This window comes from Corynebacterium hiratae (assembly GCF_009708045.1).
Classification (GTDB): Bacteria; Actinomycetota; Actinomycetes; order Mycobacteriales; family Mycobacteriaceae; genus Corynebacterium; species Corynebacterium hiratae.
On the sequence record NZ_VIOG01000012.1, the window covers coordinates 80,864 to 97,174 of the forward strand.

Annotated in this window: 13 protein-coding genes; 7 read left to right on the forward strand and 6 right to left on the reverse strand. The window is 66.5% G+C overall.

The window, feature by feature from the left end; genetic code table 11:
- Positions 1-6: 6 nt before the first annotated feature.
- The gene (locus FME68_RS10530; protein ID WP_049156956.1) at positions 7-744 is read left to right on the forward strand and encodes an ABC transporter ATP-binding protein; all 738 of its coding nucleotides are present in this window, start codon (positions 7-9) and stop codon (positions 742-744) included.
- Positions 741-1,502, forward strand: a complete 762-nt coding sequence (locus FME68_RS10535; RefSeq protein ID WP_102233461.1) for a hypothetical protein — start codon at positions 741-743, stop codon at positions 1,500-1,502. Before FME68_RS10530 ends, FME68_RS10535 begins: the two co-directional genes overlap by 4 nt.
- A 14-nt stretch (positions 1,503-1,516) precedes the next feature.
- Here the strand turns inward: FME68_RS10535 and FME68_RS10540 are convergent, their stop codons facing one another.
- Positions 1,517-2,272 carry a class I SAM-dependent methyltransferase gene (locus FME68_RS10540; protein ID WP_158397516.1) on the reverse strand — a complete coding sequence of 252 codons (756 nt, stop codon included), beginning with the start codon at positions 2,270-2,272 and terminating at the stop codon, positions 1,517-1,519.
- 24 nt (positions 2,273-2,296) lie between these two features.
- Between FME68_RS10540 and FME68_RS10545 the strand changes: the two genes are divergently transcribed.
- Complete coding sequence (locus FME68_RS10545; protein ID WP_158397517.1) at positions 2,297-3,379, forward strand: glycosyltransferase family 4 protein; 1,083 nt, start codon at positions 2,297-2,299, stop codon at positions 3,377-3,379.
- On the opposite strand, the gene FME68_RS10550 is transcribed toward FME68_RS10545, so the two are convergent.
- Together FME68_RS10550 and FME68_RS10555 are read right to left on the reverse strand one after the other, a co-directional pair.
- Complete coding sequence (locus FME68_RS10550) at positions 3,303-4,790, reverse strand: MmpA family trehalose lipid delivery protein (RefSeq protein ID WP_230308977.1); 1,488 nt, start codon at positions 4,788-4,790, stop codon at positions 3,303-3,305. The genes FME68_RS10545 and FME68_RS10550 overlap by 77 nt on opposite strands.
- Positions 4,791-4,796: 6 nt before the next feature.
- Positions 4,797-5,771, reverse strand: a complete 975-nt coding sequence (locus FME68_RS10555) for a PorA family protein (protein WP_328287816.1) — start codon at positions 5,769-5,771, stop codon at positions 4,797-4,799.
- 53 nt (positions 5,772-5,824) lie between these two features.
- On the opposite strand from FME68_RS10555, the gene FME68_RS10560 reads away from it, so the two are divergent.
- Positions 5,825-7,039, forward strand: a complete 1,215-nt coding sequence (locus FME68_RS10560; protein ID WP_158397518.1) for an acyltransferase family protein — start codon at positions 5,825-5,827, stop codon at positions 7,037-7,039.
- A gap of 159 nt (positions 7,040-7,198) precedes the next feature.
- Here the strand turns inward: FME68_RS10560 and FME68_RS10565 are convergent, their stop codons facing one another.
- From FME68_RS10565 to FME68_RS10575, 3 genes are read right to left on the reverse strand one after another with little or no spacing between them, the layout of a single operon-like run.
- Positions 7,199-10,471, reverse strand: a complete 3,273-nt coding sequence (locus FME68_RS10565) for an alpha-(1->3)-arabinofuranosyltransferase domain-containing protein (RefSeq protein WP_328287817.1) — start codon at positions 10,469-10,471, stop codon at positions 7,199-7,201.
- A gap of 2 nt (positions 10,472-10,473) precedes the next feature.
- Complete coding sequence (locus FME68_RS10570) at positions 10,474-10,671, reverse strand: DUF2613 domain-containing protein (RefSeq protein WP_010188604.1); 198 nt, start codon at positions 10,669-10,671, stop codon at positions 10,474-10,476.
- A gap of 31 nt (positions 10,672-10,702) precedes the next feature.
- Entirely contained in the window at positions 10,703-11,206 is a 504-nt protein-coding gene (locus tag FME68_RS10575; RefSeq protein WP_158397519.1) for a universal stress protein, read from the reverse strand.
- A gap of 58 nt (positions 11,207-11,264) precedes the next feature.
- On the opposite strand from FME68_RS10575, the gene FME68_RS10580 reads away from it, so the two are divergent.
- From FME68_RS10580 to FME68_RS10590, 3 genes are read left to right on the forward strand one after another with little or no spacing between them, the layout of a single operon-like run.
- Complete coding sequence (locus FME68_RS10580) at positions 11,265-12,326, forward strand: glycoside hydrolase family 3 N-terminal domain-containing protein (RefSeq protein ID WP_158397520.1); 1,062 nt, start codon at positions 11,265-11,267, stop codon at positions 12,324-12,326.
- Between the two features lie 34 nt (positions 12,327-12,360).
- A complete protein-coding gene (locus FME68_RS10585; RefSeq protein WP_328287818.1) occupies positions 12,361-14,052 on the forward strand; it encodes a VanW family protein in 1,692 nt (563 codons plus the stop codon).
- A 3-nt stretch (positions 14,053-14,055) separates the two neighbouring features.
- On the forward strand, positions 14,056-15,840 hold the full coding sequence (locus tag FME68_RS10590) for an ABC transporter ATP-binding protein (protein WP_158397522.1): 1,785 nt from the start codon (positions 14,056-14,058) through the stop codon (positions 15,838-15,840).
- The last annotated feature ends 471 nt before the right edge of the window (positions 15,841-16,311 follow it).

Genomic DNA, 16,311 nt, shown 5'->3' on the forward strand with positions numbered 1-16,311 from the left:
GGCGGCGTGATTGACGTTGACAACCTGAGCCACTGGTATGGCTCGCGCCGCACAGCCGCGCCTGTGCGCGACCTTTCTTGCACCTTCGCTGATGGCCGCATCAATTACGTCGTGGGGCTTAACGGCACCGGAAAGTCGACGCTCCTCGGCTGCCTTTCCGGAAGCTTGCGCCCGCGCGGCGGCAGGGTCCTGGTGGACGGGCGGGAGCTGCGCGGTACCGACTATCCGTTGCGCCACGTGGGCAGCTACTTGAGCGCAGAAGATTTCTCACCGCAGCACACCGGCCTGCGCCACCTGCAGTGGATGTGCGCCCTCGCAGGCGCGCCGGTGGAAAAGGCGGAGGCGCTGGTGCGGGCCGTCGGGCTCGAGGAGGCCTCGCGGCGCCCCATCGGAGGTTACTCGTTGGGCATGCGCCAGCGCCTGGGGATCGCCAGCGTCTTGGCGGGAAACCCGCGCAACATTGTGCTGGATGAGCCGCTCAACGGCCTAGATATCCAGGGCGTGTGGTGGCTGCGTGAGTTGCTTGCCGCGTGGGCGGAGGAGGGTCGCTGCGTGATCGTGGCCTCGCATCACCTGCGCGAGGTGGAGGCCACGACCGAGGTTGCCGACGCCTCGGTAACCATCCTCAGCCAGGGCACGGCTCTTGCCCACGGCTCCCTTGAGGACGTCATCGCCTCCACCGGCGCCCCCGACCTCGAATCCGCCGTGGCGGCGCTGATCCCGGAGCTAGGGGCACGGGCATGAAGGCGTGGCAACGCTGGCGGATAAGCCTGCGCGCCGAGTCCGTGCGCCTGGGCGGGGCGCGCGGCCCGCTGGTGCGGGTCGCCGTGCCGCTGGGGTTTGCGCTGCCGCTGGCGGTGACCTTCGGGGTGGCAGCGGTGGCGGAGCACGTCCAGTCCGCGGGAGGCATCCTTCAGGCGCAGTCCGTGGACACTACTAATGCGGCGTATTGGCCCATCTACCTGGGCAGCATCGTGTTTGCGGCATTGGGGGCGTGGGCGCAGGCCACCGCCGGATCGCGGGTCTTGCGTGCGGCGGCGCCGTGGTCAGGGCTGGATCAGCTGGCCCGCTGGTGCTTCCTGGGCGCGCTCGCGGCGGCCGCGACACTGCTCAGCGTCAGCCTGTGCCTGCTGCTCCTGCCCACGTTCTTCCCGGTGCTCTATGGGCAGGTGAACTTCTTCGCGGGCCTGCGCATGGTGGCTCTCGGCCCGGTGTACGCGTGGCTGGCGGTGGGCTACGGTGTGGCGCTGGGCCGGCTGCTGCGCTCCCCGGCGTTGAGCATCGCGGCGCTGACGGTCTGGGCGCTCTTGGTAGAAAACGCGCTGTGGCTCATCCCCGGCGGCGCGCGCCTCACCGGCTGGCTGCCCTTCCTCAACGGCGTCTTCGCTACCGGCCAGGACGTGGCGCTATTCCCGCCTTGGGGCCGTGACGGGGCGCTGGTGTACTTCGCGGCCGTGGGCGTGGCGCTCTGGCTGGCTTCTCTGCGCAGGCGCCTCGACTAAGGCTGACTCAGCCATCAGGCGCGCAGGACGATGACCAGGTTGGAGGTCACAAACTCCCGCAGCACCGGCACCTTGGTCACCCACCAGGCCCAGGCAGGGTGGTAGCGAGGAAAGGCCGCGAGGAGCTGCGAGCCTTGCGACGTCACGCCGCGCGCCCAGTCCAGGCCTTCGCGTGCGGAGAGTGCGAAGAGCGAGGTGCCGAAGACGTTCTTCGGCGGGTGGCCGTGGCGGCGGGTATAGCGGTCGCGGGCAAAAGCGCCGCCCACGTAGTGCTCCCACAAACCGGTCTCGTGCCCGCCGAAAGGCCCCAGCCACACCGTGTAGCTGAGGATGACCAGCCCGCCGGGCTTGGTTACGCGCAGCATCTCCTCGCCCATGTCCCACGGGTTGGAGATGTGCTCGGCCACGTTGGAGGAATACGTGATGTCGAAGGTGCTATCCGCAAAGGGCAGGCGCGTGCCATCGCCGCGTACGGCTTGGGCCACTTCGATGCCAGCGGCGGCCATCTCGCCCACGTCGGGCTCCAGCCCCACATAGCTGGCCCCGCGCTGGGCAAAGGCGGAAGCGAAATAACCGGGCCCGCCCCCGACATCGAGTACGCGCGCGCCGGTGAGGGAGAGGGAGTGGTCGCGGGTAAGGGCGTCGATAAGCGCAGCGGTGTCCTCAGCCAAGCCGCCGTAAAAGACCGCGGGCGCTGACTGCTCAAAGCGGAAGGAGCGCAGCAGCCGCCAGGAGCGGCGCAGTGTGGCCAAGGCACGAGTGCGTTTCATAACCCACTAGGCTAAAGCATCGTCATGAAAATCCTTCTTTTGTGCTGGCGCGATTCCACCCACCCGCAAGGTGGCGGCTCCGAGCGCTACCTCGAGCGCGTCGGGGAATACCTCGCTGCTCAGGGCCACGAGGTGGTCTTCCGCAGCGCGCGCCACATGAACGCCGCCAAGCGCGAGCGCCGCAACGGCGTGCTTTATTCGCGCGCCGGGGCCAAGTTCAGCGTGTATCCGCGTGCGTTGTTGTGGATGCTGTTTGGTGCGCGCGGCGCTGACGTCGTGGTGGATACCCACAACGGCATTCCCTTCTTCGCGCGCCTGGCCACCCGCGCGCCCGTGGTGATCCTGACGCATCACTGCCACCGCGAGCAGTGGCCGGTGGCCGGGCCCGTGCTGGCGCGGCTGGGGTGGTTCCTGGAATCTCGCGTGGTGCCCGCGCTGTATCGCCGCAACACGTGGGTGACGGTCTCGGAGGCCTCGAAGCGCGACTTGGAGAAGTTGGGGATTCACGGCGCGCACATCATTGAGAACGGCGTGGACCCCCTGCCGTCTCACGTGCCCACCTTGGAGCGCGAGGCTGACATCCACCTGGTGACGCTGTCACGCCTGGTGCCGCATAAGCAGATTGAGCACGCGATGGACACCGTGGCGCGGATTCCGGGCGCGCTTCTCGACGTCATCGGTTCCGGCTGGTGGGAATCCCACCTGCGCGAGTATGCGCGCACCCACGGGGTGGAGGAGCGCGTGCGCTTCCGTGGTCAGGTGACGGAGGATTATAAGCATGCGCTGCTCGCTCGCGCTGATGTTCACCTCATGCCGTCTCGAAAAGAAGGCTGGGGTTTGGCAGTCATGGAGGCGGCCCAACATGGGGTGCCCACGGTAGGTTATGCGTTTGGCCTGCAAGACAGCGTCATCGACGGCGAGACCGGCCTGCTGGTGCAGCGCGAGGAGGAGTTCGCGCAGGCGGTGCGCATGCTTGTCGTCGACCCCTCCCTCCGCCGCCGTTTGGGCGAGGCTGCACGTGAGTTGGCGGCTACTTTTTCGTGGGGGAAAACCGGTGCGCGCTTCGAAGAGCTGCTAGAAGCGGAAGTGCGCACCAGGCGGCGCTAAGCCCCCACGGGGCGGGTGCCGGTTGCGCGTTAGTGGTGGCGGCGATGCGGCCGTCCTCGACGACCGCGCCCACACCGAGCTCTTCCAGCCGGTCGAGGTCGCGGTTGGTCCAGGCCTCGGCGGCTGCGAGGTAACGCGGCGATGGCTCATCCACTGTCACACCGTCGACGGTGAGCTCGCCGGAGTCGAGTTTGTTGGCGGCTTTGGAGTAGGGGTCGAGGGCGATGCCGCCGTCGAGCGTAATCATGGCGGGGCGGTCGGCGAAGAAGGTGAGGCGGCCGTCGAGGTCTTCGATGAGCTTGCGGTCGATGCCCGTTTCGCGTGGGCGTAACACGGCGAGTTCCCGCGGTGCATCGGGTGCCTGGAGCAAGCAGGCGCACAGGGCGAGCGCTGCGGGAAGCTGGTGCAGGGCTCCGATTCCCGCGACGGCCAGCGGCAGGGCGAGAAAGGTGAGCTTGGAGGAATCACGCACCAGGCCCGCGCCGGGGATGTGCTCCACGGCGAAGGCGATGAGACCGGGGGCGAGTGCGCCGAGGATGGCCAGGCCCATGCCGAGAACCGCCAGGATCGCGAGGGGGCGCAGTTCGCGGCGCGGCAGGCGGGCAGCCCCCAGGACGGCGAGGGTGGCCACGGCAAGGCCTGCTAGGGCGAAGCCGTGCTCGCGGGAGGCCGGCACGGCCGCGGCGTTCCAGATGCCGCCGAAACCGAGCAGTGAGCCAACCGCCCCCACGTAGGCCTCCGCACGCGGGGCGAAGGCCGCGGCCTGGGCGGCGGGGTCGCCGGGAGCGGCAGGGGCGGTGAGAATACCGCCCACGAGGCTTGGAACCAGCCACGGCAACCACAACAAGACTGAGCCGCCAGCGAAGAGCCACCGCTTTTCGCGCGCACAGGCAACCGCGATGAGGCCCCCGAAGAGCCCGCCGGTGGGCGTCAAGGACGCGGCCCACAGCGCCAGCCACGCCACGCGCGGGCGCGCATGGAGGCAACCCCACGCGATCACGGGCGCCAACCAGGCCGCGACCGCCAGCGACCACTGGCCCTGCAGGAGGCGCTCGATGACGAAAGGATTGGCCACCGCGCACGCCATCGCCGCGGCTGCTGCCCATGGGCTGAACTGTGTGTGCTGGCACGCCCATCGACCCGCCACCCACGCCGAGGCACTCGCAGCAGCAAGGATAAAAACCCGGGCCAGCCACGCTCCGCCGAACAGGGCCAGCACCCCGTCTTGTGGTGCGTTGCGCGCGGGCAAGTCACCGGCACCGAAGGCAGAGGCGCTCAGAGCTGGGGTATCAAGCAGCACCATGTCGCGCCACAGGAACTCGCCGGGTAGTAAGAAAGGCCAACACACCGCGAGCACGAGCGCTATACCCCACGCACCGAGGGCGGCGCGCGTCGCAAGGGACGTAGTCACGGGCGCCTACGCGCTCTGGGCGGCATGACGGCGCATGAACATCGCGGCCGCCACCGCCAACAATGCCACGCCGATGGCCTTGCCCAGCCAGCCGATGAGGCTCAAGACCTTGACCGTGTCGATGACCCCGCGAACCGAGTCGAGGCGTTCGGTGCGGGTGGAATCGGACCAGGAGAGGGGGACGTCGAGAAGCGCGCGTTCTTGTGTGTCATCGGCGTCGACCATGGCCTGGGCCTGGCTTGCATCCGTGGCCCAGAAGATGCGCGGGTGTTCCTCCTCGTTGACGATGGTGCCGGTCGTGGGCTCGACCCACACGGTGCGGCTCACCGCGTAGAAGGGCTCGAGGATGACGTGCGATTTCGGCTTGAGGTTGTAGCGTTCCAGGGATTCGGGCGAGTAGAAATCGCCCGCTGGACCGGAGCGGCGAGCATCGAGGTCGAAGACCTCCGCGAGCGAAACCGGCGCGACATCCTGGCGGAAGACGTAAGTGGGGATGCCGTCGAGCTTCTCATCGCGCAGAAAATCGATGGGCTCCGCGTCCTGGGTGAGCGGGTCGAAGAAAGGGTAGGAGCGCTGTTCCGCCCCGGCGGGGAAGAAATAGCTGATGCCGTCGCGTTCGACCTGGTCTTCCACCTGCAGGTCAAGGGCGGGAAGCTCGATATTCTGCGTCGTGTTCGGGCCCGCCACCGGGTAGGTGGATTCGCGGTTGAGCAGGGATTCCTCGGTGATGTGCGCGACGGTGTCGCCATCCAAGGTGAGCGTGGTGGTGGATTGTGCGCGAGCCACCGAATCCTTCTCCGCAGAGGCGGTCGTGGTGTGGCGGGTGAACTCGACCCCGTCCTGTTCCGCGTGGACCGTGATGTCGAGGTCCCTAGGCAGCGGGCGGGACTGGTTGTTATACAGCGGCGGAAGGATGGACCCGAGTAGGAGGAACACCGCGGCGGCAATCGTCACCTGCGCTAGGCGGGAGCGAAGGAACACGTCAGCTCCGATCGGTCGAGGGATTCACTGCAGAAATAGTATCGTAGTGGGTCATGCGCTTTCTCCCTGAGCTCGAAGGCGTGCGTGCGCTGGCAGCGTTGGCGGTCGTGATCACGCACGTGTCCTTCCAGACGGCCACCGGCTGGGTCTGGGCTGAGCGCCTGGATTATGGGGTGGCGGTCTTCTTCGTCCTCAGCGGTTTCTTGCTGTGGCGCCGGCGGCACGCGCACACGGCGGGGCAGTACGTGCTCTCCCGCGTGGCGCGCTTGGCGCCGCTGTATCTGGTGTGTGTGGTGGTCGTGCTCGCCTTGCTTCCCGACGCTTCCCCCTTAACCCTCCCGCAAGTCATCACCAACCTGACCGGTACACAGCTCTATATTGCTGACGGCCTGGTTCCCGGGTTAACGCAATTGTGGTCGTTGTGCGTGGAGTTCGCTTTCTACGCGGTGTTGCCACTGTTGGCGTGGTTGTTGGATAGGTTTTCTGCGCGTTTAAGGGTTGTGCTTCTTGCGGTTGCTGGCGTACTGAGTTTGTTCTGGGGCTTCCTGCCATTCGTAGCCGGTTATGAATCCGGGGATGTCAATACTCAGATTTGGCCGCCGGCGTATTTCTCGTGGTTCGCGGTGGGAATGTTGGCCGCGGAGGCGGAGGCCGCGCAGGTACGCCTGCGCGCCGGGCGGATTGTGCGTCCGGTCTGCTGGGCGGTGGCCGCGGGCTGCGTGTGGCTGGCGAGTCGCGAGTGGTTTGGCCCGCAGGGGTTGGTGCATCCTGAGCCTGGCGAGTTTGCGCGCCGCATCGCGGTGGGCGCTGTGTGCGGGGCCTGCATCGTGGTGCCGGTAGCGCTGGCGCCTCGCGAAAGCTGGCTGGCCTCCGAGTGGATGCGGGCGCTGGGCCGCTGGTCTTATGGGGTGTTCATGTGGCATGTGGCCGTGCTGGCCATTGCCTTCCCGCTGTTGGGTGTGTCTGCCTTCTCGGGCGCTGCCGGGGATTTCGTGGTGGTTTCGGTCTTTACGGTGGTGTTCAGCTGTGTGCTGTCTGCTGCGACCTATGTGCTTGTCGAGGTCCCCGGCCGCGACCTCATCCGCTCCTTCGCCTTTACTCGCGGCCGGATCGCCCTTCCGCGTTCGTTACCGCGCCAGGCAGATAGCCCTGCCGGCTCCGCTTCTGCGAGCTCTGCCAGTTCCGGATCCCATTCCGCTACCGTGGGCTCCGGATCCCTCGCCAGCGCCGCTGGCTCGACTGATTCCGCCGGTTCGGTGGGGTCGTAGACGCCACTTCACACATGGCATTTTCCAGAAGGCATTAGTCAAACGGTTTCCTTGCCCCCAAACAAACCTTTTACATCGCCGCAGATGGTTTCCTTGACCCCAAAGACACCTTCTGACTAATGCCTTTTGAGGGGAACCATATGCGGTGAGACTGGGTACCTAAGAGGCGCGGCGGGGTGGGAGGCAGGCGCAGGTAATAGCCGCGGCGCACAGCAGTTGCACGAGCAGGGAATCGCCGGCGTAGCCCTCCGCGGGCCAGGGCGCGCGGGCGAGCATCGCGCCCGCGGCTAAGGTGAGCGCGCCCGCCAAGTAGTCGGGGCGCAGCGTGGTCCAGCGGGTAATAGCCCACGCCGCGGCAGCGGCGGCCACACCGGGCAGACCCGCGACGAGCGCCATCGTTGCCGCGATGAGTAGGGCCAGAAGGACACGCGCCGAGGTGGACGAGTGGGCAACACAAGCGGGGGAGAGCGTTCGGGAAGCAGCGGAGGTGGCGGGGGAAGCGGAGTGAGGGCGGGGGCCGCGGGTCATGACGAGCAGGCACAGCGCGGTGGTCAGCGCGGCGAGCGCGCCGCCGAGGCCCAAGCCCACGCGATAAGCGCGGTCGGCAGCAAAGGACATGTGGAAGGTGCCATCGGCACCGGCGGGAATGAGGAAGGCTTGCGTGTCGGCATCGATGGAGCGCGGTTCGAGGGGCAGTGGTTCCGCGCTGGAGGCCGGTGCTGAATCTTGTGCTGAGTCTTTTGCTGAACCTGACGTCGAGACCGCGGCTGTGCTGGGGGAGCGCAGCTCGCCGCGCAGGCCCTCGTTGAAGGCACGGCCGGTGATGAGAAGGCGGTCGTGGTCGGCGGGCTCGATGGGCTCACCAGAGGTGAGCCGAGCAAAGTCGTGGTTGCCGCCGGAAGCGAGCGGGGTATAGCCGGTGTCGGATGGGTCGGCAGCGGCGGCGGCCGGGTCCGCGGAGGAACCGGTTTTGTCCTCGGAAGCTGCACGCGAGGAGGCGGGGAGGGGATCGGGCAAGGAGGATGCGGTATCGGTCAGCGCCGCCCAGTCGCCGGTGGTGCGCAGGAGGTGCTGACCGGCGGGCAGGTTGAGGGTGGAGTTGGGGGCGTGGGGGGAGCCGTCGATAAGCACTGTCTTCTCACCGGAGACCCGCACCGTCATGTCGCGCGGGGTAGTAAAGGAGCGGATGAGGATGTGCTCGTTGTCCTGCTGGAAGAGGAACTGCTCGGCATCGGGCGAGGTATCGGGCACGGTGACGATGCGCCGCGGGGTGGGCTGATCCACGATGGAGGCTTCCGCAATTCCGGTGCGGCGCTGCGGCTCGATGCGGATGGTGGAGGCTTTCGCGCCGGGCACGCGGATATCGCGGGCGCGGTAGGCCTCCATGGTGACCGTCACCTTGGAGTCGCCGTTGTGGATGGTGACCTCAGTCGTGCCGGTGGTCATCAGCCGCAGCGTGGGCGAGGTCCACGTGGAATCGGAGTGCAGCTCCAGCCAACCGGAATCGCCGGGCGCGGGCCACCACGCGGTGGAGTTCTCGTCGTCGACGGCCGCTGTAAGAGAACGCGCCGGGTTCGCCCCGCCGAAGGCAGAAGCATCCGCGGCAGAGGAGGACGCGGTGACGCGACCATCGTGCTCCACCACCTGGGTCAGCGGGCCGGCGGAAGGGTAATCGCGCAGTCGATTGCGCACGGTGGAAGGGTCATCAGGGGCCAGCGGCGCGGAGACCGGGCCGGAAAGCGTGCCGTAGTTGCGGTCGCGCAGCGCAGGCGTATCGGTGACGATGTCCGCGTCGGAGGAGACGAGCTCGTGAGGGCCGGAGAGGAGCGCGAGCGACTCCCCACCGCCCGCCACGCGCGGCGGATCCGCAGGCGCCAAGTTCATGGAGAGGTCGCGGTCGAAGACGACGACGTCGACCTCCCCGAAGGTGTGGACCTCGCCCGGGATGTGGTCCGAAGAACCAGACATGAGGTCGTGGCGCACCGCGACGGCCCCGATGCCTAGGCGTTGCAACACTAAGGGCGCGGTGGCAGGGTCGCGTTCGATCTGCGCCATCGCACCGTCCAGACCACGGATTGCCTCGGGCGGGATGAGGGGAACGGCGTCGCGGACGGCCCAGGGGACGTCGAGAAGCGGCTGCGCCGGCTCATCGCGCGTCCACCCCCAGTCCTGGCGGGCAAAGGACGCCGGTGGGTAGATGAGCACGCGCGTATCCAGGCTGTTCATGAAAGAAGCGGCCTCCTGCCAATAGCTGGGCACCTCCTCGTAGGCCCCCTTCGGCAGTAGCCTGCCCGCCCACGCCGGGGCGGTCGCGCCCATCACCACGAGGCACACCAGAAGGCCCGCTGCTTCACGACGCCCCAGTGCCAACGTCCGCGGCAACCTCACCCGGGCGGCAATCGCGGCCACGCCGAGAACCAGCGGGATGCGCACCAGCGGGTCGAACTTGTGCACGTTGCGCAGCGCGGCCAGAGGGCCATCGAGCGCGTCGAGGTACCAGGTGGCATGCGTGCCGAGCACGGCCACCCCCACCAACAGCATGAAGGCCCACTCGCGCGGCAGCCGGGCCAGGCCCATAAGACCCAGGGCGGCCACGGCCACGGTGACAAGCACGAAGACCGGCTCGGTGGCCAGCTCGTTGCCGGCAACGCGCTCGGTATCCACAAAGGGCGCCCAGCTGGTGGTGCCGCGCAGAATTTCCGCCAGGTTGAGCCAGCGCGTGGTCACGCCGGCGGACTCGATGAATTCCGTAAAAGGCGGGGCATAGCGGCCCAGGATGAGCAGCGGGGTAATCCACCACGCGGACACCGCAGCGCATCCGGCCAACCACACCAGGCCAGTCTTGCCCGCGCGCCGCCACAGCAGAATCACACCCGCCGGTAGGCAAGCCGCCAGCGTGGCCGTGGCGTTGACCGCCCCCATGCAGGCCACCGCCACCACCGAGGGCGCGGCATCCCGCCAACACAGGCGGCCCGGCCGCAGGAAAGGAAGCAGCACCCAGGGTGCCAGCATGACCGGCCAGGTCTCTGAGGAAATCGCACCCAGCGTGGTCAGCGTGCGCGGGGAGAGCGCATAGAGGAGGCTGCCCATCAGCGCGGCATAGCCCGGCGCGGCGGGAAGCTCTGTGCGGACCAAGCGGAAGAAGCCCAGAAAGCCCACCGCCAGGACCAGGAACCACCAGGCACGTTGCGCTATCCAATCCGGAAGTGGGTCCGCCAGCAGGAAAAACAAGCCCTGGGGGAAGAGGTAGCCATAGGCCTGGTTTTGCAGCTGGCCCAGCGTGAAAGCATCGGTATAAGCATGCAGGGCGGCGCCTAAGAAACGTGCCGGGTTGGCCACCAGATCGTGCTTGGTATCAGCAGCGGTCAGCCCCCACGGCTGCAGAAGTACCACGAGGGCTAAAAAGAAAAGCCCCCCGATGCGTGCGCGCACGCTTACTCGCGGGAGCCGTACTCCGGCCCGCCCATCACGGCGTCGGAGGCCTTGACGGAATTATCGTTTGGAACGGCATCTGCCTGCGAGAACTGCGCGATGCCCAGGATGGTCACGACCCCCAGCGCTACGCCAACGACCGCGCTGCCCAGGGCCGGGCCCAGGGTGCGCTTGTTGAGTGAATCGCTGTCGAATGCCATGGCGCCAGATTCTAGCAGCTAAAAGCTGCCTTTAGGAGTCGCTTTCTTCCGCGTCGTCCTCATCGTCGTTCTCCGGCGGCACGATGAAGACTGGGAGACCGGCGTTGCGCACGATGTACTCCGCCGTGGAATTCGTCCACAAGGAGCGGAAGCCCGTGAGCGCGCGGGTTCCGGTGACGATGACGTCGATGTCGAGTTCGTGGGCGGCGTCAACAATCGCGCTCTGAATCGTCGTCACGGATTCCACCAGGTGGGCATGGCCCCGCAAACCCAAGGTCTCCGCCTTGGCGATTCCCTGGCGGCAGATAGCCAAGGCCTCCTCATAGGCCGGATCATCTTCTACGCTGTCCGGCGAGACCGTGGACTGGTGCAGCCCAGTCCGGCTGACCGCGCGGGCGGCTTGGCGCGCAGAGGGCTCCCAGGCGGTGAGGATTTCGACGTCGGTGGGGCGTAGAAGCCGCGCGGCGTATTCGAGGGCGCGGTCGGCGCGATCGGAGCCGTCATAGGCAATGAGCATGGTCTCTCCGTTATTCATGTGGCCATCCTAACAACCGGGTGTTGCCCGCGCGGGTGCTTCGGGCACACTGGTGGGCATGAGAAAAGCAATGCCCGCCTTCCTGTTGAGTGCTGCCTGTGCGCTGAGCGCGTGTAGTGAGGAGCCTGTGCTTTCCGACGCCCCGCCCAGCGAAACCAGCGCCGCGCCCACTAGCGCCGCGTCGGGGGACTCGACACCACAGGAAGCCGCGCCCGAGGATGTTCGCGCCCGCGCCGCCGCCAAGCTCATGCCGCCGGCACTGAACTACGAGGATGCCCGGGCGAAGCTGGAAGCCGGTGTAGGTGGGCTCTTCATCCCGAGCTGGGCCGACCCCGAGCTGCTCAGCGATGGCCCGCGGGGAGTGAACGCTTTGCGCGAGGAAATGGGCCGCGACTTCGAGGTCTCCATCGACTTCGAGGGCGGGCGCGTGCAGCGCTTTTCCGAAATCTTGGGCGACTACCCCTCCCCGCAGGCCATGGCGGAGGGCCATAGCCCAGAAGAGGTCGAGGCCCTAGCCACGGAAATCGGGCACAGCTTGCGCGCCCACGGCGTGACGGTGGACTTCGCGCCGGTGCTTGACGTGGATGGGGGAGACCTGGAGGTCGTCGGCGACCGCGCCTTCTCCACCGACCCGGAGGCCGCCGGCGAGTATGGCGCGGCCTTTGCCCGCGGGCTGCAGGCTGCCGGCGTGAAGGCCGTGTTCAAGCACTTCCCCGGCCACGGGCGCGCCTCCGGGGACACGCACCTGGGTGAGGCCGTTACCCCGCCCCTGGAAGACCTGTATGACCGCGAGTTCGTGCCATTCCACACGGCAATCCCGCAAGCTCCGGAAGCAGCGCTCATGATGGGCCACCTCGTGGTTCCTGGGCTGGGCGAGGAGCCGGCCTCCCTCAACCCGCGGGCCTACCAGCTAGCCCGCGAGGAGCTAGGCTTTGAGGGCACGATTTACACCGATGACCTGGGAGGAATGGCCTCCATCTCGGAGAACTTCAGCGTGCCGGAGGCCGTGGCCGCAGCCCTCGCCGCCGGGGCCGATATGCCGCTGTGGTCCACCGACGAGGACATCAACGCGGTCATCGACGCGGCCGCCGAAGTCGTGGCCCAGCAGGAGCGCGACTAGTAAAAACTAGCTGGCAGACGTTAATCTCGTACACGTGAAAAAGGCAATCGGACACAGGCAGCAGCGACGCAAGGGACTCCAGGTGACCCTTGGCGTGCTCGTCGGCCTCCTACTCATCGCCGGCATCGCCTATGCATGGGACGTGATGGCCAACCAGCACAAGGTTCCGCGCGCGACGTCGGTCGGCGGCGTGGACATCTCCCGCATGGAGCGCACCGCCGCGGTGGAGAAGCTGGAGCAGGAACTCGGGGATGTCGCGGCCCAGCCCGTGGACATTCGCGCCGGGGAGAAAAGCTCGCAGCTTATCCCCCAAGACTCCGGCCTGAGCCTGAACTACCAGAAGGCCGTCGATGGCATTCCTGATGCCTCCCTGAACCCCTTCTCGCGCCTGTACAGCTTCATCAAGCCCACCCAGGAGATCCCTGTCGCCGTGGACGTCGATGAGGGCCAGCTTTCCGGGGAGCTCGAGCGCGTCGGCAACGAGCTGAAGGTCGAACCGGAGGATGGAAACCTAGAGCTTATCGACGGCTCCCTCAAAGAGACCAAGCCCAAGCTCGGCCAGGCGGTGGAAGAAGGGGAGTTGCACGAGGGCGTCGTCAAGCACTGGCTCGACCCCGAGGGCGTTGAGGTTGAGCCGATGGTGGTGGAGCCACAGATTAATGATGAAGCGATTGAGGCCATGCGCACCGGGGATGCCGCCCGCGCGCTGGATAACCCGCTCACTCTGAAGGGCGAGAACAACACTGCCGGGACCCTGCGCAAGCCGGAGATTTCCCAATTTGTCTCCATCGCCGCCGAAGACGGCGAGCTGCGCCTCAAGGTGGATAAAGACCGCGCGCGCGAGCTTTTTCAAGAGCGCATGCAAGGCTCCGAGGTGCCTGGTACTAACGCCAAGATTTCCTTCAGCGGCAATGACAGGCAGATCACGCCCTCGGTGGATGGCTCCATCATCGACTGGGAGAAGACCTTCGAGGGATTCGAGGACCGCGTCACCAGCGAGGATGACCGCGAGTGGGACGCCGACTACAATCCGGACCCCGCGGACTTCACCACGGAGATGGCGGAGAAGGCCACCTTCGATGAGACCGTGTCCGAGTTCTCCACCGGCGGCTTTTCCGGGGCCTCCGGCACGAATATCCGGCTGGTGGCCCAGCAGGTCAACGGTGCCGTGGTCAACCCGGGCGAGACCTTCTCCCTCAACGGCTACACCGGTCCGCGCGGCACGGCGCAGGGCTACGTGGAATCCGGCATCATTATCGACGGCCACGCCGGTACCGCCGTGGGCGGCGGCATCTCCCAGTTCGCCACCACGCTCTACAACGCCGCGTACTTCGCCGGCATGGAGGACGTCGCGCATACCCCGCACTCCTACTACATTTCGCGCTACCCGGCCGGCCGTGAGGCCACCGTTTATGAAGGCGCGATTGACTTGCAGTTCAAGAACACCTCGAACCACCCGGTGCGCATCGAGACTGACTTCGGCAGCGAGATCACCGTGCGCTTCAAGGGCGTGAAGACAGTCGAGGTCGAGTCCATCAACAACGGCCGCTGGGCCAAGACCGAGCCGCAGCGCAAGTCGGTGAGCGAGGACTGCTCGCCGTCGTCTGGCACGCCGGGCTTCACCACCTCGGATACCCGCGTGATCAAGGACCTCTCCGGCAAGGAAATCTCCCGGGAGACCACCACCACGGTCTATGACCCGCAGCCCATCGTTACCTGCGGTTAAGCCATGACGCGGCCGATGCACACTGCGGTGAAGGACCCAGCGGACGTCGATCAGCTGGCCCAGCACCCGGTTGCCTTCCGCCGCGTCGCCGGCCTTTTTGCCGCGCACCGCGGCACGCTGCTGCTGGTGGTAGCGCTCATCATCCCCACCTCCGGGCTGACGGTGGTGCAGCCTTTCCTGGTACGCCGCACCGTGGACGAGGCCATTCCCGAACACGACACCACGCTGTTGCTGTGGCTCGTCGGCGGCATGCTCGCCGTCACCGTGGTCTCTCAGGCTATCGGCGTAATCCAGTCCTTTTTATCCGCGCGGGTGGGGCACACCATCATGCACGAGCTGCGCACGCAGGTCTTTGCCAACCTGCAGCGCCAGTCCCTGCAGTTCTTTACCAACAACCGCGGCGGTGAGATTCAGTCGCGCCTGACCAATGACATCGCGGCGATGCGTGGCATGGTGACCACCACCGCGACGTCCGTGGCCAGCAACCTCACCATGACGGTGGCCACGCTGGTGGCGATGGTGGCGCTCTCACCCACGCTGTCGCTGCTGTCCTTGCTGGTGCTGCCGCCTGCAGTGTGGCTGACCCGCCGCGCCGCCGTGCTGCGCCGCAGCCTCATGGAGAAAAACAGCCGCGCGCAGGCGACGTTGCAGCAGACCATTTCGGAGAACCTGTCGGTCTCCGGCATGCGCCTGGCGGCCACGCTGGGCGCGCAGGAGCGGGTCTATGACGGGTTTGAGAAGACCTCGCGCTCCCTCATCCGCTTGGAGCTCGAGTCCCAATTAGCCGGGCGCTGGCGCATGGCGCTGACCCAAATCATCTTTGGCGTTATGCCGGCCCTGATTTATCTCGTTGCCGGCCTGCGCCCGGGGATTACGATTGGCACGCTCATCGCCTTTTCCACCCTGCAGACCCAGATTTTCCGCCCGATTACCGGCCTGCTCAACGTGGGCGCGCAGTGGGTGGCATCCATGGCGCTGTTCAGCCGCATCTTCGAGTACCTAGACCTGGAGCCCGAACTCACTGAGGCCACCCAGCCCGCCCAGCTTGCCGACGCCTCCCTCACCCTCCACCACGTCTCCTACCGCTACCCCGGCACCGACACCGACGCGCTTTCCGACGTCTCCCTGCACATCCCAGCCCACACCACCACCGCCTTGGTGGGGCATACCGGTTCCGGTAAGTCTACGGTGGCCGCCCTTCTGGCGCGCTTGGCCGACCCAACCGAAGGCACCGTGCACCTGGGCGGGGTAGACCTGCGTGACATTCCGCCGGCGCAGCGCGCGGAGGTCATCGGCGTGGTTTCCCAGGAGACCTACCTCATCCATGGCACCGTGCGGGAGAACCTCCTCTTCGCGCAGCCGAATGCGAGTGAGGAACAGATGTGGGCGGCGCTTAACGCCGCGCGCGTGGACGAGGTCATCGCCGCGCTGCCGGAAGGTCTGGACACAGTGGTGGGCTCGCGCGGCTACCGCTTCTCCGGCGGTGAGCAGCAGCGCCTTTCGCTTGCCCGCACGTTGCTGCGCCAACCACGGGTGCTCATCTTGGATGAGGCCACCTCCGCCCTCGACAACGAGACGGAGCGCGCCATCCAGGAGGCAGTGCTTGGTGCGGACGCCACCCGCCTGGTCATCGCGCACCGCCTGTCCACTATCCGCGATGCCGACCAGATCATCGTCCTCGACGCCGGCCGCGTGGCCGAGCGCGGCACCCACGCTGAGCTGCTGGCCCGCGACGGCGCTTATGCGGCGCTCCTTCGTGCCGCGAAAACTACTGGTGATCGTTCTTAGAGAGCCCCGCCAAGAAACCTAGGGATGTTAGCTTTCTATCTGGAGTTTGTTAAAGACCGAGAAAATATATGGCTTCGGGATTGTCCTGAGGTACCTTCTTGCCGCGCCCCAGTGGTTGCCCATGAAGATTCACGTCTACCTGGCGATATTGACAGTGTTAATGGTTGTGCTGGTGGTTGCATGGCGCTCTTGGTAAGCGTTTCGCAGTGAGATAGTTGCCACCAATGTGCCTGGGCAAGGCTGCTAGAGCCCCCGTAAGGGGGCGGTGAGGTCGATATCACTCAAAGTGGAATGGCAGCTACCAATACCGCAGTTTAACTGCGAATATAATTATTATCTGCGCGGGGGGGTGTTCCTATATAGTTTGTCAACCTCGCGGGTGGATTAGCCGGGGTTGATTTTTCAACCGGGGTTGTTTGGACGTGTTGTTTTCTGGCATGGCTGTTAGCCGGCTGGGATTCTACCCAGTCG